The following is a 19,999-nucleotide window of genomic DNA, read 5'->3' as shown; positions in this document are numbered from 1 at the left end:
GGTGCGGACGGAAGCGATCACTTGCTTCCGTCCACACCGCCCGCTTCATCAGAACGACACGCGCACGCCCGCGGTGACACCATAAGCCGCACGACCCGAACCCTGCTCCGCCGTCAGGCCACCGTAGAGGTAAGCCTGCTTTCTCAGGCGCATCGTGCCACTGGCATTGACCTGCACGAAGCCGCGGCCGGCGTCCGGTGCGCGGGTGTCGAACGACTGACCCACGACGCGTGCACGCACGGTCGGCGACAGCAAACCACTGCTATCCATACCCGCGGCCACGCCCACGCGCCAGGTCGAGTCGACGGCCAGCGGATCGATGCTGCGCGAGGTGGCATTGAGGCCCACCACGCCACGCGTGCCGGTCTGCGACAGACTGTCGAGCGACAACGCCAGGGGCGAGCTGCCCGTTTCGCTGAAGGCATCACGTTCGATCTTCTGCCACACCACGCCCACGTACGGCTCGATACGCGACGAACCGGCATCCATCGGCAGACGGACCGTCAGGCTGGCCGTGGTGCTGTGACCATCGGCGCGCGACTCCAGTTCGCCCTGGCCCAGCGGGTCATTGCGATGCGAGGTCCAGCGCTCGGAACCACGGGCCAGCATGCCGTCGATCAGCACGCTGCCTGCCTTCTGCTGTGCGTAGATCATGCCTGCGTTACCACGGATGTTGCCGCGGCCGCCGGTGGCGATGACGTTGCTGTCACCGTGCGATGCGGCGACGCCGATGGTGGTGCTCTCGCTCGAATACAGGTCGAGACCGGCGGTGAGGCGGCTGGTGCTGGTGTTGAAACCCGTGCCCTGGGCATCGGCCGTGGAGCGCAGGCCGTCCTGGGTAAAGTTCGCCCAGGCCAGCGTACCGGTGTCGACGTGATCGGTGCTCAGATGATCCACGGCATCGCGATGCATGGCCAGGCCGCCCGAGCGAGCCGAGGCCGCCTGGTCAGCGAAGACGTCACCCGCCATGGCCTTGACCACGCCGGCAATGTCGCCGGACTTCATCGAGCTTAGGCCATACATCGTGGCGCTGTAGTTGTTGCCCGTGCCTGCCACCTGCGCGTTCATCGCCTGATCGAGCGCACCTGCGGCGGCGAGCGCGTTCTTCGTGGCACCCTTGCCCAGGAGGTCGCCGTACGCGTTGGGAATCACGCGCAGGTCGATGCTGTGGCTGTTGCCCACGTCGTAGAAGGCCACGAAGCGCGCGCCCGGCGTCATGCCAGCCGTCGGCTGAGTCACGCTGCTGAAGCGACCGACGATGCCGCCCTCGGCCGTCACGATGCGATAGGTATCGCCCAGCGACGGCGTGTAGGTGTTGCTGGCATCACCGGTGATGCCGCGCAGCAGCGGCTCCAGCGTGCCATTGGCGAAGAACGGGTTGCCTGCACCCACGACCAGCAGTCGCGAATAGTTGCCGGCGCCCGTGCCCGTGCCGAGGCCGTCGATGTCGGCTTCGAACACGCTGCCGGCGTTCATCGTGACCGGGCCTTCCACCACCAGCGTACCCGGCGAATTGCCCGGGGCGAGGCGACCGCTGACGCTGACCGGGCCACGAATCGTGCCCGTGCCGCGCAAGGCGGCGATCGCATCCACCGTGACGAACGAGCTGTCGAGGTTGCCGTTGGCGCGCAACGTGCCGTTCTGCACGCAGGTGCCCTGGGCAAGGTTCGAGTTGCCGGTGAGGCTGAGCGAACCCGCGCCGCTCTTGACGAAGCAGCCCGACTGGCCGTCGGTGTTGATATCACCGGAGAGCACCGTGGTGGTGCCTGCCGACACGTTCACGCCGGAGTCGCCGCTGACAATGACGCGCTGACCCGTGCCGAGCGTGGCGTAGGTTTCCAGGATGCCGCCGCGCAGGATGATGTCACCGGTGCCGAGCGACGAGCCGGTATCGATGCGAATCGCACCGCCGTCGACCAGCGTGCCACCGGTGAACGTGTTGGAGCCGCTGACCACGAGCGTGCCGCCACCCTGCTTCACCAGCGTGCCGTTGCCCGAAATCGAACCCTGCTGGTACAGCGTGGCGCCGGTACCCGTGTCAATCGCGCCGCCGTTGGTGCCGATGACCATGTCGCGCTGCGTCGTCATCGTGTCGGTAACCTGGAGCGTGCCGCCGTTCAAAAGCACATCACCGGAGGCATCGCCAAGGTTGGCATCACTGGAGATGCTCAGCGTGCCGCCGTTGATCGTCGTGCCGCCCGTGTAAGTGTTGTTGCCCGACAGCACCAGGGTGCCATCGTTGACCGTCGTGCCGCCCGAATGCGAGGCCGTGCCGGCGATGTCCAGCGTGCCCGCGCCATTCTTCACCAGCCCGCCAGTACCGCTGACGTCGCCATGCGACACAAGGCTCGTACCGGCATCGGTGACGATGTTGGCGGTTTTGTCGAGGATGATGTTGCGCGAGGTATCGACGTTGCCCGTGGTGTGCAGGCTGCCACCGTTGAAGGTAAGGCCGCCGTTGGCGTTGCCCAGATTGGCATCGCTGGAAATGGTCAGCGTGCCACCGTTGAGCTGCGTGCCGCCCGTGTAGCTGTTGTTGCCCGAGAGCACCAGGTTGCCATCGTTGACGGTGGTTCCGCCGCTGTGCGAGAGCGAACCGCCGAGCGACAACGTGCCCGTCCCGTCTTTCACCAGGCCACCCGTGCCAGTCACGTTACCCGTATTGCTGAAGGTGCTGTTGCCGTCGACATAAAGCGCGCCGCCGTTGAGGGCCATATCACGCGCCGAGTTGACGTCACCGGTGGCGACCAGTACGCCGCCGTTGAGCGTGAGCGCATCGCCCGCATGACCGAGATTGGCATCCGACGAAATCGCCAGCACGCCGCCGTTGATCGTCGTGCCGCCGGTGTAGGTGTTGTTGCCCGAGAGCACGAGGGCGCCGTCGTTGAGCGTCGTGCCACCCGACTGCGACAGGTTGCCGCTGAGCCACAAGATGCCCTCGCCGTTCTTGACCAGGCCGCCGGTACCGGTCGCGTCACCCGAACTCTGGAACGTCCTGCCGCCGTCGATATCCAGCGTGCCGCCGTTAAGTTCCAGATCGCGCGTCGAATCAATGTTGCCGGTAGCGTGCAGCGAACCGCCATTGAGCACGAGCGTATCGCCGTCGTGACCGAGGTTCTCGTCGGCCGACACTTCGATGGTGCCACCATTGATCGTGGTGCCGCCGGTGTAGGTGTTGTTGCCGGAGAGCACGAGCAGGCCGTCATTGACGGTCGTGCCACCGGACTGGGACAGGTCACCGCTGATCGACAGCGAGCCTTCGCCGTTCTTCACCAGGCCGCCGGTGCCGCTCACATCGCCGGAGGTAACGACATGCGTGTTGCCGTCGATGTCGAGTGAGCCACCGTTGACGGTGAGATCGCGCGAGGAGTTGATGTCGCCCGTGGTATGCAGCGAGCCGCCGTTGAGCGTGAGCGTGTCGCCGGCATGGCCGAGGTTCGTGTCGGACGACACTTCCAGCGTGCCGCCGTTGACGGTGGTGCCGCCGGTGTAGGTGTTGTCACCCGACAGGACGAGCGTGCCGTTGTTGACCGTCGTGCCACCGGACTGCGACAGGTCGCCGGTCAGGGACATCGAGCCTTCGCCGTTCTTGACCAGACCACCGGTACCGGTGACATCACCCGAGGTCTGGAACGAGGTGTTGGCATCGACGTTGATCGAGCCGCCGTTGACCGTCAGATCGCGCGTCGAGTCGACGTCGCCCGTGGTGTGCAGCGAGCCGCCGTTGAGCACGAGCGTGTCGCCGGCATGGCCGAGGTTCGTGTCGGACGACACTTCCAGCGTACCGCCGTTGACCGTGGTGCCGCCGGTGTAGGTGTTGTCACCCGACAGGACGAGCGTGCCGTTGTTGATCGTGGTGCCACCGGACTGCGACAGGTCGCCCGTCAGGGACATCGAGCCTTCGCCGTTCTTGATCAGACCACCGGTGCCGGTGACATCACCCGAGGTCTGGAACGCGGTGTTGGCATCGACGTTGATCGAGCCACCGTTGACCGTCAGGTCGCGCGTCGAATCGACATCGCCCGCGGTGTGCAGCGAACCGCCGTTGAGCACCAGCGTATCGCCGGCGTGACCAAGGTTGTTGTCGGCCGAGATCTCCAGCGTGCCCTGGTTGAGCGTCGTGCCGCCCGTGTAGGAGTTGTTACCGCTGAGCACCTGGGTGTAGTCGCCGTTCTTCACCAGGCCACCGGTGCCGGAAATGTCACCACTGAAGTTGGCGTCATTCGTACCGTTGGTGGTGAGCGTCGTGCCGTTCAGCACGATGTCGCCGTTGCCATCGATACCGGCGACCGTCTGCGCGCCGTTGTTGAGCGTGGCGGTGGCGTCGTCGCCAACCGTCAGGCGGCCGTTGCCCAGGTTGCTGTTGCTGCCGACGACCAGATCGCCGCCATCGACGTGGGTGCCGCCGGTGTAGGTGTTGTGACCGTCCAGGGTCAGCGAGCCCTCGCCTGTCTTGGTCAGGTCGCCGGTGCCGGAGATGCCCTGGCTGACGGTGGTGTCATAGCCGTTGGTATCGAGCGTGCCGCCGTTGTTGCCGATGATGATGTCGCGGTTGGCATCGAGATCGAACTGGTTGCCCCACTGCAGGGTGCCGCCATCGAGCACGACGTCGGCGTGCGTGTCGCCAAGCTGCGAATCGCGCTCGACATTCACTGCACCACCCTTCACCACCGTGTCGCCGGTGTTGGTGTTGTTGCCACGGATGTAGAGGGTGCCCTCGCCTTCCTTGATCAGGTCGCCGCGGCCGTCGATGTCGCCCGAGATGGTCAGGTCGTGATCGTTGGTATCGAACGTGCCGTTTTTGCCGGTGATGCTGACGATCTGCTCGAGCGTGCCGTCTGCCGTGCTGCGCTCCTTGCCGCCGTCCATGATCATCGGATCGGTGTCATAGGTCTGGTCGACAACCTCGCCTTCGCCAATGCGGTGCGCGGTGCTCAGGTCGGCCGTGATGATCGTGACGGTGTTGCTGAGGATGGCGTTGTTGATCGGCTCCCACACCTGGGTCGGGTTCTGGATCGGCACGTAGGTAAACGTGTAGGTACCCGCCGTGAGACCGGTAAAGGTCACGCCCTGCCAGTTCAGGATGACGCGCCCCTGGCCGATGTCGGCTTCGTTGCCCGACAGGTAGTTGACCGCGCCCGAATAGAAGTTGGTATCGCCGTCCACCAGGCCCGCCGGCTTGTCGCTGGTGAGGATGCTGAACTGAACAGTCTGATCGAAGGTACCCGTCGAGTTCACCAGGTGGAGCTGGCCCTCGTTGAAATAGGTATCCGCGATCGAGTGGTAGGTGCCGTAGTAGAACGAAAGCGAGTTGTTACCCGAGTTCGCGTAACCGATCGACGTCGTATGCGCCATGGCAGCCGGGGCCATGCCCAGGGCCAGGCAGACACCTGCGGCCATCAACCCCCACTTGCCGAGGACCTTGTTTGACTCACTCGTCGAGCGAGATCCCTTCACTTTCGAACGGGCCAGTTCGGACGCAACGACGAACTGACCGAGCGAGCAACTCCAGATCACACGGAAGACACGATTCACTTATTTTTCCCCTACGGCTGACGGTGCCAATTGGCCGACATGCGGTCGGCCCTCCTGGCGGTAGGGGCGCCATAGCAACTAGTGTGCCAATGGCTTTAAGGTCGAATTGACGGCCTTCACAACACCTTCACATGCTCAGTCTGCGATGTGATTCACATTTTTGACGCGCACTGCGTCAGGTTTCTGACTTGACTTATTGCCACCTAAGGATGAATGAAACTGTCGCGAGGCTTGCGACCATGCGCCCCGCCTGCCTGCAGGAAGGGCCCGAAGGGAACCCCGATGGGGCCCCCTTCCGCCATGGATATCAAGGGGCTGAGGCCGCCTCTTCGATCATCTTCGCCACTTCAACGGGGTGGGACACCATGACGACATGGGAGGCGCCGCTGACCACCTTGGTATCCCGCGCTTGCGCTCGCTTCGCCATGAAGGCCATCGCTGCGGGCGGGATGTTCTTATCCGCCGAGCCATAGATGTGCCACGACGGGATCTGCTTCCAGCCGGCCTGCCCGCTCTTTTCATTGAGAGCGGCCTCGGTCACCGGACGCTGGGCGACGGCCATCAGGCTGGCCTGCGCCACTGGAACGTCTGCCGCGAACTGCGCGGGAAACTTGTCTTGCAGGATATAGAGATCCTTGCCGCCATCGGCGAGCGGCACGGGAGGCGAAAGCGTGGGCCCCAGCGTGCTGCCGGGGAACTTGCCCGACAGCTCGACGGCCGATTCACCGGTCTCGGGGGAGAAGGCCGCCACATAGACCAACGCCTTGACGTTGGCATGGCCGTTGGCGGCCTCGGTGATCACGCTGCCCCCGTAGGAATGGCCCACCAGCACAACCGGGTCCTTGAGTGCCTCGACAAGGCTGCCGATGTACTGGCCATCGCCTTTGACACTGCGCAGCGGATTGGCGGCGGCAATGACGTGGTAGCCGTCCTTGCGGAGGATCTTCGCGACGCCGTCCCAACTGGTCGCGTCGGCGAAGGCGCCGTGGACCAGGACGATATAGGGCTTGTCGGGTTTCTTCATCTGCGCGAAGGCGGCAGTGCCGGTGAGGATGGCAGCGGCGGCCATGAGGGTGATGAGGGTGCGTTTCATGAGGGTCCTTGGGGCGTGGTCGCAGTGAATTGACGTGGTCGCAACGGGATGCCCGCCTTCGCGGGAATAACGACCTGATGGGAATGGAGCACCTCCCTGTGCTCGCCAAGCGGCATTACGGGGCGTAGCGCGTGAAGACGTAGTCGCGCGCTTTGGCGCGTGCTTCGTGGCAGGCGAAACAGGTCTTGTGCTGGGCTTCGTCCGCGGGTTTGCCACGGACGAAGCGGCCGTAGCCCCAGCCGCCTGTCGACGCATATTTCTTCGCATCCTTCACCATGACCTGCACCGTGGTCGCATCGCCGGGAATGGACGCCGATTCGAACTCCGGCGACTGCTCGTGCTTCCATGCGAGCTTCACCAGCACGGTGCCGTCGGGAAACGGTTGTGCGCCGGATTGGTAGGCCTTGATCGCGGTTCGATTGCCGAGCACGGCGCGCAACTCATTGAGCGGCGCACCTTCCTGGGCCGGGGCGATCAACTGCCACTGGCGATACCCGTCAGGCAGGGTGACGCCATAAATCGGCGACGCCTCTTTCGGTGGCGATGCCTGCATGGCCATCGCCACGGAGGCAAGCAACACGGAACAGCAACTCGCCGCGAGCAGAACAAGCTGATGGGGTTTCATCCAGGCGCTCCCGTGGTTCAGAGGTGATCGGCGTCAATCACGGCCTGGGTGAAGGCTTGCGGCGCCTCTTGCGGCAGGTTGTGGCCGATGCCGCCAGTGATCAGCCGGTACTCGTACTTGCCGGTGAAAAACTTTCGGTAGGCATCGGCATTGGGGTGCGGGGCGCCATTGGCGTCGCCTTCCATGGTGATCGTCGGCACACTGATGGTCGGAAACTTAGCCAGGCGGCTCTCAAGCCCGGCGTACTTCGCCTCCCCCGCGGCCAGGCCCAGCCGCCAGCGGTAGTTATGAATGGCCAGCGCCACCTGATCCGGGTTGTCCAGCGCCACGGCGCTGCGATCGAAGGTCGCGTCATCGAACTTCCATTGCGGCGACGCGAGTTGCCAGATCAGCCTGGCGAAATCGTGCGTGTATTTCGCATAGCCCTGCTCGCCGCGCTCCGTGGCGAAATAAAACTGGTACCACCACTGCAGCTCTGCCTTCGGCGGCAGCGGTTGCTTGCCTGCCTCCTGGCTACCGATCAGATAGCCGCTGACCGATACCAGGGCTTTCACGCGCTCGGGCCACAGGGCGGCCACGATATCGGCCGAACGTGCACCCCAATCGAAACCACCGATGACGGCGCGATCGATCTTCAGCGCGTCCATGAAGTCGATGACATCCTTGCCAAGAGCGGCCGGCTCGGCGTTGCGTGGCGTCGCATCGGAAAGGAAGCGCGTTGCGCCGTAACCGCGCGCAAACGGCACAAGTACCCGATAGCCCTTCGCCGCCAACGCGGGCGCCACGACGTCGTAGCTGTGTATGTCGTAAGGCCAGCCGTGCAGCAGGATGACGACGGGACCTTTGGCAGGACCCAGTTCGGCGTAACCCACGCTCAGGACGCCTGCTTTAACCTGCTTCAACTCGCCCAGCGGACTTTGGCTCGCCGTCGATGGCGAGGCGATGTCGGTCGCCTGCACCGCGGCAACCGTGCCCCACTGAGCGGCGGCAAGGACCAGGGTGGCCAGAATGGGACGTTGCTTGAGGGACATGAATGTGACTCCCGTGATGTGAGTGGATAACGCGTTACGCCGTCGGGCCGAGCAGCAGCCGGGCGTCGTCGGCCAAAGCCTCGGGCACCAGCAACTGCACGCCCGCGCCACCGCCTTCCATGCCGATGTCGACGCCGACCACCAGGGCCGGAATACCGGCCCCGTCCAGCGCGAGCCTCGCCACTTCGGCGGCGAGGCGGGTGGCGTACGTGCGGATCACTTTCATGGCGCGGCACTGGCTGCGTGCGTTGCTGCGTCCTTGCGCAGCGGACGGAATGCATCGCGCAGCTCTTCGGCGAACAGCTGCGGCTGTTCCCACGCAGCGAAGTGACCACCCTTCGACGCTTCGTGGAAGTAGTACAGCGAGGGGTAAGCCTGCTTCGACCAGCTTTCCGGCGCGCGATAGATTTCGTGCGGAAACACCGTGATCGCCACCGGCACCTTGATGTCGCGGGTCTTCTGCGCGGCGGAGCTGAAATTGTTGTTGTTGTTTTCCCAGTAGAAGCGCGACGAGGACGCGCCCGTATTGGTCAGCCAGTAGATGGTGATGTCGTCGAGGATCTCATCGCGGCTCAGCACCGTCTGGGGATGGCCGTTGCTGTCGGTCCACTCGGCAATCTTCTCGTAGAGCCATGCCGCTGTCGCACTCGGCGAATCGGACAGCAGGTAACCGACGGTCTGCGGTCGCGTCACCATCATGCCGCCGTACGCTGCGTTGCGGCCAAAGAACGTGCTCATCGACTCATACGCGCGCTTTTCGGAAGCACTCAGATGGGCCGGTGCCGGATCACCGGCATTTATGGGCTTGACCAGCTCGGCGGGGATCGTGGCCGGCATGTTCAGATGGATGCCCAGCAGGCCCTTCGGTGCCTGGCGCGCCATGGCATCGGAAATCACCGAGCCGTGGTCACCGCCCTGCGACACGTAATACGTGTAACCCAGGCGCTTCATCAACACGTCCCAGGCCCGTCCGACGCGCTCGGGATTCCAACCCAGTTCGGTGGGGACGCCCGAGAAGCCGTAGCCCGGGATCGCCGGAATAACCACGTCGAATGCATCTTCCGGCTTGCCGCCGTAGGCCACCGGATCGGTCAGCGGCCCGATCGTCTTCAGGAATTCCAGCGGCGAACCCGGCCAGCCATGCGTGAGGATCAACGGCATGGCGCCCGGCACGCGCGACTTCACATGAATGAACTGGATGTCGATGCCGTCGATGGTGGTGACGAATTGCGGCAGCGCATTCAGCTGCTTCTCGATGCGGCGCCAGTCGTATCCCTTGCCCCAGTAGGCGACGAGATCCTTCACCTCCGCCAGCTGGATGCCCTGGGATTCGTCACGCACGGTTTCCTTGTCAGGCCAGCGCGTCTGGGCGATGCGTTTACGCAGGTCATCGATCTGCGACTGCGGAATGTGGATCGGGTAAGGACGAATGCTGCTGTCGTTTTTGACCGCAGCCGCCGGGGCATCCGCGGCCTGGGTCGAGGTCACTGCCATGCTGACGGCTGCCACCAGCGCCACCTGGCAGGCAAGCATCAGCGCGCGACGCGCAAGCGACGGATGGGTATTCGAACGAATGGGGGACATGGTGGTGCTCCTTGGGGAAGGTGGGTTCCGTGCGTCATGCAGTCTTCGTTGCGGAAACCGCGCGGGTTACATCAGATCGTCGGTATCGATCGCTTCACGCCAGATAGCCGCCATCGACGTTAAGCGCGGCGCCGGTGATGAAAGAGGCTTCGGGTCGGGCGAGGAAAGCGACGAGACTGGCTACTTCGTCCCCCGTGCCCAGGCGACCCAGGGCGAGGATCGGGCGCAGCATGTCGCGCACGGCTTCGTCATCGGTCATGTCGGTTTCGGTCGGACCGGGCTGCACGTTGTTGACGGTGATACCGCGCGGACCGAGATCCCGTGCGAGGCCGCGCGTCAGGCCGGCCACGGCGGCCTTGCTCATCGAGTACGCGGACGCACCAGGAAACTTGGTCTGCACACCGGCCACGCTACCCGTGGTGATAATGCGACCGCCCTCGCCCATGTAGGGCAAGACGGCCTGCACGGCAACGAAGACGGCGCGGACGTTCACGGAGAGCACGCGATCGAATTCGGCCAGCTCGTAGTGGTCGACCGTGCCGTGGCTGAGCACGCCCGCGTTGTTGACCAGGATGTCGAGGCGCCCGAAATGACGGGCGGCCTGTTCCACCGCGCGTTTGACCTGGGCCGGATCGGCACTGTCGGCCTTGATGGCCGTTGCCTTGCCGCCCTTTGCCTCGATGGCCGCGACCAGCGCCTGCGCCGGTGCTTCTGCACTTTGGTAGGTGAATGCCACCGCCGCACCGTCTTGCGCAAGGCGCCGCACGATGGCCGCACCAATGCCGCGCGATCCGCCGGTGACGAGTGCGAACTTGCCGGCCAGACTCTTGCTGTCGCTCATGACCAGCCTCCTCAGGCGACGTTGATGGTCACCGCGACATTGCCGCGCGTGGCCTTGGAGTACGGGCAGGTCTGGTGAGCCGCATCGACGATGGCACGAGCCGTTTCCGCATCGAGGCCCGGCAAGCTGATGTTGAGACGCGCTTGCAGGAAGTAGTCGTCGCCCGTCATGCACAGGTCGATTTCGGCATCCACGGCGCGTTCCGGCGGCAACGCGACCTTCATGCGGCGCGCGGCAATGTTCATCGCGCCGTCGAAGCAGGCTGACCATCCCGCTGCGAACAGCTGCTCCGGGTTGGTGCCCTTGCCCGAGCCCGGCAGCGCATGGTGGATATCCAGCAGGCCATCACTGCTGCGCGAGGTGCCGCCGTCGCGGTTGCCGGTGGTGTGGACCTTGGCGGTGTAGAGAACCTTTTCGGGCGTCATGGCGGAATCCTTCAGATGATCGAATGTCACGTTCCGGGGTGGAACGGCGAACGATCAAAGCAGGCCTGCCAGGACGGGGCGATTGCACGTTGGTATCGGTCGATACCTTGGTATGTGGGTGCCGGCGCCAACCGACACCAAAGTATGATGTCCCCGCGCGCGCACCTGGCGCATGCTCGACAGACGGCGATCGCCGAGTGAGGCCGGTATGAAGAATGAACTCAGCAGCGTCCTCGATGCGCTGCCTGGGTTGGTGTGGACTGCCCTACCCGACGGGCGTGTCGATCACGTCAATCGGGCATGGTGCGAGTACACCGGCCAAAGTGTGGAAGCGGCTGCCGCTGATGGCTGGCCTGCGGTGATGCACCCGGAGGATCTGGGCGCACTGCTCAAGCGCTGGTGGCATCCGGGCGAGCTCATCGAAATGCGGGCCCGCTTGCGGCGATTCGACGGCAGCTACCGTGCCTTTGCCCTGCGCTTGTGCCCGGCCAAAGATGAAACGGGCACGATCATCCAATGGCATGGCATGGCCACCGACATCGAGGCCTACCTTCCCTCGACGCCCACCGACGTACGCGACATCAATCTCTGCGCGATTGTCGACAGCATCCCCGCCTTCATCGGGCTGGCCGATGCCACGGGACAAGGTGAATATTTCAACCGCTATGCACGCGAGTACCTCGGGGCCACGCTCGAGCAGCTCCTGGGCTGGAACGCCATCGACACCGTCCACCCTGATGACATGCTCGCCGCCATCGCCACCTGGAAACACGCCGTAGCAACGGGCGAGCCCTATGAGTTTGTCCATCGCGTCCGACGCGCGGATGGCGCCTACCGCTGGTTCCACGTGCAAGGCCTGCCGCTGCGCGACAGCGAGGGAAAGATCGCCCGTTGGTTTCTGGTGGACGCGGATATCGAAGACCAAAAGCGCGGCGATGTACTGTTGGCCGGCGAAAAAGCCTTGCTCGAACGCGTTGCGCAGGGACGTTCACGCGCGGAGATCCTTGACGCATTCTGCCATCTGGTCGAAGACACCTTCACCGGATGCCGTTGCAGCGTGATGCTGCTCGACCCCACCGGCACCCGCATGGAATCGACTGCCGGCCCCCACCTGCCGGCCAACTTCGTTTCAGTCATTTCCGGCTGCGCCATCGGCGTGGACGTGGGGCCCTGCCCCATGGCCGTTCGATTGCGCGAGCAAGTCATTGCGCCGGACCTCACCAACGAAACCCGCTGGGCCTCCACCCACTGGCCGGCACTGGCCATGGCGCACGGACTGCGCGCGTGCTGGTCGACGCCCGTGATCGCAGCCTCGGGGGAAACGATCGGCGTTTTCGCCATTTACTTTGATCGCCCTACTTCACCGACCGCGCGGGACCTGGCGCTCATTGGGCAGCTCAACCATATCGCCGGCATCGCCATCGAACGCATGCGCTCGCAGCGATCGATCGAGCAGGCGCTCGACCAGCTTCGCCTCTCCGAAGATCGTCTGCGCAGCATTCTCGACGCAACACCCGGCTTTGTGTGGAGCACCGACGCGAGCGGTAGCGTTGACTTCCTCAATCAGCGCTGGAGCGAGTACACCGGCATGACGCTGGACGATTGCTACGGCTATGGGTGGACCGCGGCCGTGCATCCGGATGACGCGCCTGCGCTGGCCGTTTACTGGCAAACGCTGCTGGAATCCGGACAGCCAGGCGAATATGAAGCGCGCCTGCGCCGCCACGATGGTGTCTATCGCTGGTTCCTGATCCGCGCGACGCCGCAACGTGACGGCTGGGGCCACGTCGTGAAGTGGTATGGCGCCAATACGGACATCGAAGATCGCAAGCAGGCGGAAATGTTGCTTGCCGGCGAAAAGAAGTTGCTGGCCATGATGGCGCGCACCGCGCCGCTGCCGCATATCCTTGATGAAGTCTGTCGCCTGATCGAAACGGTCATGGACGGCGCGCTTTGCAGCGTGGTGCTGGTCGACCCGCGTCGATCGCAGCCGGCGCGCGAAGAGGGTGCACTGCTCTATCTCCAGGCGGGCGCGGCGCCGCATGTTCCGTCGGCACTGATCGAGCGTGTTACCGGACGCCCGGCGCGCGCGAGCGACGACCCCATGGCGTGGTCGGCGCTCCATGTCAGTTCCGTGATCTCGGTGGACCTTCGCGCTGAGCCGCGCTGGGACGACTGGCGTGCCGAGGCCATGGCCAGCGGGATCCACGCCAACTGGTCCACGCCCATCACGTGCGTCGCGGGCCAGGTGGCGGGCGTCCTTTCCATTGGATTCCGACAGCCTCGCGCTCCGGAGCCCATGCATCAGGCGCTGATTGCACGCTTTACGCATCTGATCCACATCGCCATCGAATGCGCCTATTGGGAATCCGCGCTGAAGCAAAGCGAAGCGTTCCTCGCCAAGGCGCAGCGCCTGAGCCAGACCGGCACGTTCTCCTGGCGCGTCGCTACCGATGAGATCGTCTGGTCCGACGAGATCTACCGCATCATGGAAATCGCGCCGGGCATCGAACCGAATTTCGAGATGATCTATGCCCGCATCCATCCGGAAGATCTGCCGCTGGTGCACGACATGCTGACGCGGCAGCGCCTGGACGGACGCGATTTCGAACAGGAGCATCGACTGATGATGCCGGACGGTCGTATCAAGCACGTCCGTCTGGTGGCGCATGCGAATCGGGACGATGAGGGTGGCCTGTCGTACATCGCCGCCGTCCAGGATGTCTCGCAACGCTGGCACTCCGAGGAGACGCTGGGCAAGGTGCGTTCCGAACTGACGCACGTGGCGCGCGTGGCGAGCCTTGGCGCACTGACCGCGTCCATTGCCCATGAAGTGAACCAACCGCTTGCCGGCATCATCACCAACGCCAACACCTGTCTGCGCATGCTTGCGGCCGACCCGCCCAATGTCGACGGCGCGCGCGAAACGGCGCGTCGCACGATACGTGACGGCAACCGCGCTTCCGAAGTGATCCAGCGCCTGCGCGCGCTGTTCGCCAAGAAGGAGCTGGCACCGGAGCCGGTGGATCTCAACGAGGCGACGCGCGAAGTACTGGCGATGCTGCTGGGCGAACTCCAGCGCAACAGCGTCGTGCTGCAACCCGAATTTACCGACGAACTGCCCGCCGTTCGCGGCGACCGCGTCCAGTTGCAGCAGGTGATCATGAACCTGATTCTCAACGCCTCCGATGCCATGCGGTCGATCGATGGACGCCTGCACCACCTGCGTGTCACCACCGGCGTTGACGGCCAGGGGCGTGTCTACCTGGCGGTGCGCGACAACGGCTCCGGCTTCGAGGCACAGGACAGCGAGCGTCTGTTCCACGCGTTCTACACCACCAAGGCTTCGGGCATGGGCATCGGCCTTTCGGTCAGTCGGTCGATCCTCGAGAACCATGGTGGCGAGCTGTGGGCATCGGCCAACGACGGCCCCGGCGCCTGCTTCACCTTCGCCCTGCCGGCCTGGTCGGTCAGCGCCGTACCGGATCGGGCGCATGGCCCGATTCGGGTGGATGCTTCGCTCCTGGCGCCTCGCTTCGGGGAAACGCCTTGATGGGTGCCCCCTTGCTCATCGCAGTTGTTGATGACGACGAGTCCGTCCGCGAATCCCTTCCCGACCTTCTGCGGGAGTTTGGTTTCGCCGTGCACGCCTATGCTTCGGCCGAAGCCTTTCTCGACTCCGGGCAGATCGAAGCCACGGCTTGCCTGATTCTTGACGTCGCAATGCCTGGCATGTGCGGACCAGACCTGCAACGCGAACTTCATCGTCGCGGACATGCGCTTCCCGTCATTTTCATCACGGCCCACGCCGACGCCGCCGAACGCCCGCGACTGATGAACCAGGGTGCAGTGGATTGCCTGCTCAAGCCATTCAGTGAAGCGGCCCTGCTGCGCGCACTGAGCACCGCCCTGCCCGTCAGCCCCGGCCCGTCGACCCCATGAGGACCCATGGCATGCTCCCTTCACCCGCTCGTCCCGCGCACGCACCCAGGCTTGCATCCATGGCAACCGACACGCCCGTCGTCTACGTGGTTGACGATGACCTCTCCGTGCGCGAATCGCTGGAGCTGGTTATCCGGCATGCGGGCTGGCATCCCATCCTGCTCGCATCCGCGCAGGCCTTTCTTGCCCTGCCACGCGCCGACGGACCCAGCTGCCTCCTCCTCGACGTCAACCTGCCGGACCTCAACGGGCTCGACCTGCAGGAACGCATTGCCGCTGACCGGCCGGGCATGCCGATCATTTTCATTACCGGCTACGGCGATGTTCCCCTCACCGTGCGCGCGATGAAAGCGGGTGCGGCCGAGGTGCTGACCAAGCCGTATGACCACGACGTGCTGCTGCGCGCGATCACCGATGCCATCGAATCAAGCCGACATTCCCTGAGCCATCAGGCACACTTGCGAACGCTTCGCGAGCTCTACGCCTCGCTGACACCGCGTGAGCAGCAAGTGCTTTCCATGGTGGTGGCCGGTCGCCTCAACAAGCAGATTGCCGGCGTGCTGGGTATCAGCGAGATCACCGTGAAGGCCCACCGCGGCAAGGTCATGCGCAAGATGGGCGCACGCTCGGTGCCCGATCTCGTGAAGATGGCGGATCAGCTTGGCGCGTCGATGGAAACCGCCGGCTAGTTCGGCCAGCGCGCCTCGAACAGCGCCACTTTGCCGGCAAGCTGGATGTTCACTTCATCGAAGTGCTGCTTGAGGGCCTGCTCAAGCCCCTCGCGGGTATCCTGCCGGTTGCCGAAAATGCCTTTGCGGTTGTAGACGTCCATCAGCTTGCGGCCGATGCGATTGTGATTCGCCTCATCACCCAGGATGGTGGCGCCGTACAACACGCCACTGGGACGCAGCTTCGACTTCAGGTGTCCAAACACACGCGCCTTGTCCGCCATGTTTCCCGGCAGGCAATGGAGCAGATAGAACAGGGAGATGGCATCGTATGCGCCCTCGTCGCCAACGGGCAGCGGCGTCATGACATCGTGCTGCATCGTGCGAGTGGACGGTCGATCGATCCGCAGGTCGGCCGCACGCAGGCTGGACGCGTTGAGGTCCATCAGCGTCAGCCTGGCCGAGTTGGGAAACTCCGCTTTCGCCGGGTAGTAACCCGTGCCGACACCCACGTCGAGGTGGTGGCGTCCGGCGTGTAGCTTGAAGAACGGCAACAGCACCTGGCGCGTCGGGCACTCCCACGCGTAACGATTGGAAAAGCCCAGCACCCATCCGTCATAGAGCGTCAGGACCAGCGGCGAATAGACGGCCGCGCCTTTGTCGGTGTCGTGGTTCAAGGTAGCTATCCTGCATCAACCGGGGAACGCGGGGACGGGGTTCGCCACAATCCATGGCATCCCTGCGCATACCTATTGCAGCAGAGACACGGCGCGGACGCCATTACACATTGGTGTAAGGCGATACCTTGGTTCGATAGCCAGCGGGTTGCGGGAAGGATTCAATCCGGGGCGCAAGGCGACTTCGGCGCCTTCCCACTCGAGGCCCAGCATGCTCCTCAATGCCAGACACCGCTTCCGCAACGCGGCGCTTCCTACCCTCAACCGGTATTGCCCGGACGATCGCGTCGATGCCGCCGTCGCGATCTTCAAGGCTGCCGTACGCATTGAGCCCCGGCTCAGCGACATCGTTGCGTGGTATCGCGACACGCCGATCCGTGAGCTGGATAGCCGGACCGCCGAAGCACTGGTGAACGCGGGAAGGACCATCGAGGTGCTGGCCTTCCTGCGCGAGATCGAGGACGAACGGCGCGACTGACCATCCACCTCGAATCACTCAGACGGGCTGCATGCGCCTTTGTGCATCGTCCCAAAGCATCAGCAGGTCGCGCTGATCCCGACCGCTGGCACCTTGCCTTGCCGACGCCAGCCAGGGGCCGAGAATCTCGATGGCTTCACCGGGGCGCCCCGCTTCCAGCGCCGCCCTGGCAAGCTCGGTGGAAGAACGCAGTTCCCAGGCATGCGCACCCTGCGCCCGAGCCATCGCCAGCGACTCCTCAATCAATTCCACCGCCGCTCCAGGATTCCCCTGAGCCCGGAAGATACGCGACCGGATGCGCAGGAGGTCCGGCAAGGCATAGGCATCGCCGCTTGCCCGGCAATGATGAATGGTCCCATCGATGAGTCTGGCCGCCTCATCAAAGCGGCCGCTCAGGATCAAGCCTTCGGTCAATGCCGTTTCGAAGGTCGACGTCAACAACTCATAGCGCATGCCATGCAGCCGCGAAAGGCTGTCCTCTAGCCAGCCGATGGCATCACCCGCATCACCCGCATTGCCGGAACGAATGCGAATGGCCGCCCGCATGCCCGGCGTCGCCGCGATGTACGGCGCGAGCATGTTGGATTCGGCCAGATGGGCGAAGGTCTGCAGCGCCACCTCGGCGCGTTCGAGATCACCGAGCCAGGTATAGATGCCCAGCGTCCACACCAGCGCGATGCAGTGCGTCACCGGGTGGTTCAATGCCGCCGCATCACGCTCGACCCGCTCCGCCCATGCGCGGGCTTCATCAGGATAGCCCTGCAGCCAGAGGGTGCGTGCCAGTGCCAGGCCGGTGCGGTTGCGGTGGTCAAAGCCGTAATGGATGGTGTGACTGCGACGCGGCGGCTGGCTGTGCCTGAGCGCTTTTTCCAGTTCGCTGCGCGCCAGGACCTGATTGCCCAGGAGGTGATGCGAAACACCGGCAAGCGACGCGGCCACCGAAATGGCCTCGGGCTCGCCGATGGCGTCACCGACACCCATCGCTTGCTCCGCCCAGGCCAGCGACGATGCAAAGTCGCCAATGCGTTCGTAAAAGATCTGCAGACGACCCAGCAAACGAAGCTGGGAGCCATGATCACCAAGCGTTACGGCGATATCCATGGCACGCAGCAACGCCTTCTCGGCTGACTCGCTGTTTCCACGCGTAAACATCAGCACCAGGCCGAGTGCCGCCTGCAGCTCCATCTCGGTGGGCGTGCCGAAATAGCCCAGTTCAAGCAGTTCGATGGCCCGACCGCACCAGGTGCGGCATTCGACCAGCAGCGAAAAATGCAGGAACAAGGGCGCGCTGGCGGCGGCCATGGGTAACGCAAGGCCCGGATCGCCATCCGGCCCAAAGCTCCATTCCAGCGCGCTGCGGATATTGCCCAGCTGACTGGCCAGTCGGGCCGAACGTTCGAATATCTCGTCGGGAGTCGTGCCGAGCTGCCCCAGCAATGCCGTGTAATAGGCGCCATGCCGAAAGGCGATGGCGTGCGCCTCATAACGATCATGCGTGGCCAGTCGCTCCCTGGCGTATGCGCGCGTCATTTCGAGCATCCGGTACGAATGGATGGCTTCGGAGTGATCGACGGCAACCAGGCCCTTGGACGCCAGTTCATCCAGCAAGGCGGCGGCCATCACCGGCTCCACCCGTGCATCGCCCACGATCTGCGCGGCGGCATCCTGGGAAAACGGGCCGACGAACACGGCCAGTCGATCGAACACCAGCCGCTCGGCATCCGAGAGCAGTCCGTAGCTCCAGTCCAGTGTCGCGCGCAGGGTCTGGTGGCGCGGCAGCGCCGTACGCCTGCCCGCCCATCCCAGGGAAAACCGCTCACCCAACATCGAATGCGTCGCCTGGATGCCATGCGTTGCCACGCGGCCGGCTGCCAGCTCGATGGGCAGCGCCAGACCGTCCAGCCGCCGGCACATGTCGGCAATAAGGCGCACCTCGTCGGTGGTCAGGTTTGACGACGCATTTCCGGCGGAAACGCGCTCGACGAAGAGCTTCACTGCAGGAAACGACACCAGTTCGTCGAAGGTGTAGCTCGTCGATTCCGCGGGAAAATCCAGGGGATTGAGCCAGTGCAGCTGTTCTTCCAGCGCCCGCAACGGCTCGCGACTGGTGGTCAGCAGGCCCGTTTCCGGCGCACCCGAACGGATGCGCTCCACCACGGCGGACACCGCATCGATGACGTGTTCGCAGTTGTCGATCACAAAGAGCAATGTGTGCAACTGAAGATGGGCCAGTAGCACGAACACCGGATCGTCTGCCTGCACGGGCAGGCCAGCCGCCCCGACCAGGGCCGAAGGCACCAGGGACGCATCTTCCACCTGCGCCAGGTCGATGAAATGGACCGCCTCGTAGTGTCCGCAGAGTCGATGCGCTGCCGCGACGGCAAGACTGGTCTTGCCCACGCCACCCGTCCCGACAATGCTCAGAAGCCGGGGCGTCGCGAGGCGATCGACGATCAGCTGGATGTCGACATCGCGACCAATGAGCGGAATCGGTGGCGGCAATCCCTTCAGTCGGGACGCGACGTGTGCCATTGGCGACACCGGAAGGGCCATGGCGTGTGCCTTCCGCTCCACGGGAGCGACGAAGGCATAACCCACGCCAACCTGCGTGTTGATATAGCGCGCGCCCTCCTCACCATCACCAAGGATCTTGCGCAAACCGTTCATGTGGAAACGCAGGCTGCCTTCTTCGACGATGGCATCAGGCCAGACCCGGCGGATCAACTCGCGCTTGGCGATAACCTTGCCCGGCTGCTCGACCAGGGCCATGAGGATGTCGAGCGCGCGGCCACCGATCTCGATCGGCAGACCCTCGCGCATCAGCAACCGCTTGCCCGGCACCATGCAGAACGGGCCGAAGAGGAGATGCACCTCGGACGCATCGTGCAGTTCGACAGGGGCGGACTCCACGGGAAGCGCTCTCTCGCATGGTCGACGGAAGGGGCGGCATCCCGGAAGGCGGGCCGCGAATGCCCGCATCATAGGGGATCGGAAGGCCTTCGGTCACGGGGTGGAACGTGATTCTCGCGGCAGAAGGCGAACCTGCGCGCGGGTTCATCGACCGGCACCTTCGCGCGCGTCTGAAATGGCCGTTTAAGCG

14 protein-coding genes are annotated in these 19,999 nt (G+C 64.3%); 4 read left to right on the top strand and 10 right to left on the bottom strand.

Features of this window, described 5'->3' with window-relative positions; genetic code table 11:
- Positions 1–48: 48 nt before the first annotated feature.
- From EYV96_RS03965 to EYV96_RS03930, 8 genes are all read right to left on the bottom strand, one after another.
- Positions 49–5,535 (bottom strand): autotransporter-associated beta strand repeat-containing protein, encoded by a 5,487-nt coding sequence (locus EYV96_RS03965; RefSeq protein ID WP_131150194.1) that lies wholly within the window; start codon positions 5,533–5,535, stop codon positions 49–51.
- A 307-nt stretch (positions 5,536–5,842) separates the two neighbouring features.
- The gene (locus tag EYV96_RS03960) at positions 5,843–6,604 is read right to left on the bottom strand and encodes an alpha/beta fold hydrolase (RefSeq protein ID WP_205746081.1); all 762 of its coding nucleotides are present in this window, start codon (positions 6,602–6,604) and stop codon (positions 5,843–5,845) included.
- 139 nt (positions 6,605–6,743) lie between these two features.
- Complete coding sequence (locus tag EYV96_RS03955; protein ID WP_131150192.1) at positions 6,744–7,253, bottom strand: cytochrome P460 family protein; 510 nt, start codon at positions 7,251–7,253, stop codon at positions 6,744–6,746.
- 17 nt (positions 7,254–7,270) lie between these two features.
- Positions 7,271–8,284: an alpha/beta fold hydrolase gene (locus EYV96_RS03950; protein ID WP_131150191.1), complete on the bottom strand. Its 1,014-nt coding sequence runs from the start codon at positions 8,282–8,284 to the stop codon at positions 7,271–7,273.
- Positions 8,285–8,318: 34 nt separating this feature from the next.
- Complete coding sequence (locus EYV96_RS03945) at positions 8,319–8,510, bottom strand: hypothetical protein (RefSeq protein WP_131150190.1); 192 nt, start codon at positions 8,508–8,510, stop codon at positions 8,319–8,321.
- Positions 8,507–9,868, bottom strand: a complete 1,362-nt coding sequence (locus EYV96_RS03940; protein WP_131150189.1) for an epoxide hydrolase family protein — start codon at positions 9,866–9,868, stop codon at positions 8,507–8,509. Before EYV96_RS03940 ends, EYV96_RS03945 begins: the two co-directional genes overlap by 4 nt.
- 94 nt (positions 9,869–9,962) lie before the next feature.
- Complete coding sequence (locus EYV96_RS03935) at positions 9,963–10,709, bottom strand: 3-oxoacyl-ACP reductase family protein (protein WP_131150188.1); 747 nt, start codon at positions 10,707–10,709, stop codon at positions 9,963–9,965.
- 11 nt (positions 10,710–10,720) lie between these two features.
- Positions 10,721–11,134: an organic hydroperoxide resistance protein gene (locus tag EYV96_RS03930; RefSeq protein WP_131150187.1), complete on the bottom strand. Its 414-nt coding sequence runs from the start codon at positions 11,132–11,134 to the stop codon at positions 10,721–10,723.
- A gap of 208 nt (positions 11,135–11,342) precedes the next feature.
- Here EYV96_RS03930 and EYV96_RS03925 point away from each other — a divergent pair, with 208 nt between their 5' ends.
- The 3 genes from EYV96_RS03925 to EYV96_RS03915 are packed head-to-tail and all read left to right on the top strand — an operon-like array spanning position 11,343 to position 15,765.
- Positions 11,343–14,687, top strand: coding sequence for a PAS domain-containing protein (locus tag EYV96_RS03925; RefSeq protein ID WP_165488574.1), 3,345 nt, complete (start codon positions 11,343–11,345; stop codon positions 14,685–14,687).
- Complete coding sequence (locus EYV96_RS03920) at positions 14,687–15,076, top strand: response regulator transcription factor (protein WP_131150185.1); 390 nt, start codon at positions 14,687–14,689, stop codon at positions 15,074–15,076. The genes EYV96_RS03925 and EYV96_RS03920 overlap by 1 nt, the downstream gene beginning before the upstream one ends.
- A gap of 59 nt (positions 15,077–15,135) precedes the next feature.
- A complete protein-coding gene (locus EYV96_RS03915; RefSeq protein WP_131150184.1) occupies positions 15,136–15,765 on the top strand; it encodes a response regulator transcription factor in 630 nt (209 codons plus the stop codon).
- On the opposite strand, the gene EYV96_RS03910 is transcribed toward EYV96_RS03915, so the two are convergent.
- Positions 15,762–16,421 (bottom strand): class I SAM-dependent methyltransferase, encoded by a 660-nt coding sequence (locus EYV96_RS03910; RefSeq protein WP_131150183.1) that lies wholly within the window; start codon positions 16,419–16,421, stop codon positions 15,762–15,764. The genes EYV96_RS03915 and EYV96_RS03910 overlap by 4 nt on opposite strands.
- A gap of 211 nt (positions 16,422–16,632) precedes the next feature.
- Here EYV96_RS03910 and EYV96_RS03905 point away from each other — a divergent pair, with 211 nt between their 5' ends.
- Positions 16,633–16,899: a hypothetical protein gene (locus EYV96_RS03905; protein WP_131150182.1), complete on the top strand. Its 267-nt coding sequence runs from the start codon at positions 16,633–16,635 to the stop codon at positions 16,897–16,899.
- Positions 16,900–16,917: 18 nt separating this feature from the next.
- Here the strand turns inward: EYV96_RS03905 and EYV96_RS03900 are convergent, their stop codons facing one another.
- Positions 16,918–19,809 carry an ATP-binding protein gene (locus EYV96_RS03900; protein WP_131150181.1) on the bottom strand — a complete coding sequence of 964 codons (2,892 nt, stop codon included), beginning with the start codon at positions 19,807–19,809 and terminating at the stop codon, positions 16,918–16,920.
- Between the last annotated feature and the right edge of the window lie 190 nt (positions 19,810–19,999).

This window comes from Dyella terrae, assembly GCF_004322705.1.
Lineage (GTDB): Bacteria > Pseudomonadota > Gammaproteobacteria > Xanthomonadales > Rhodanobacteraceae > Dyella_D > Dyella_D terrae.
Note: the sequence above shows the minus strand (reverse complement) of the source record. Positions and strands in the feature narration are given on the sequence as shown.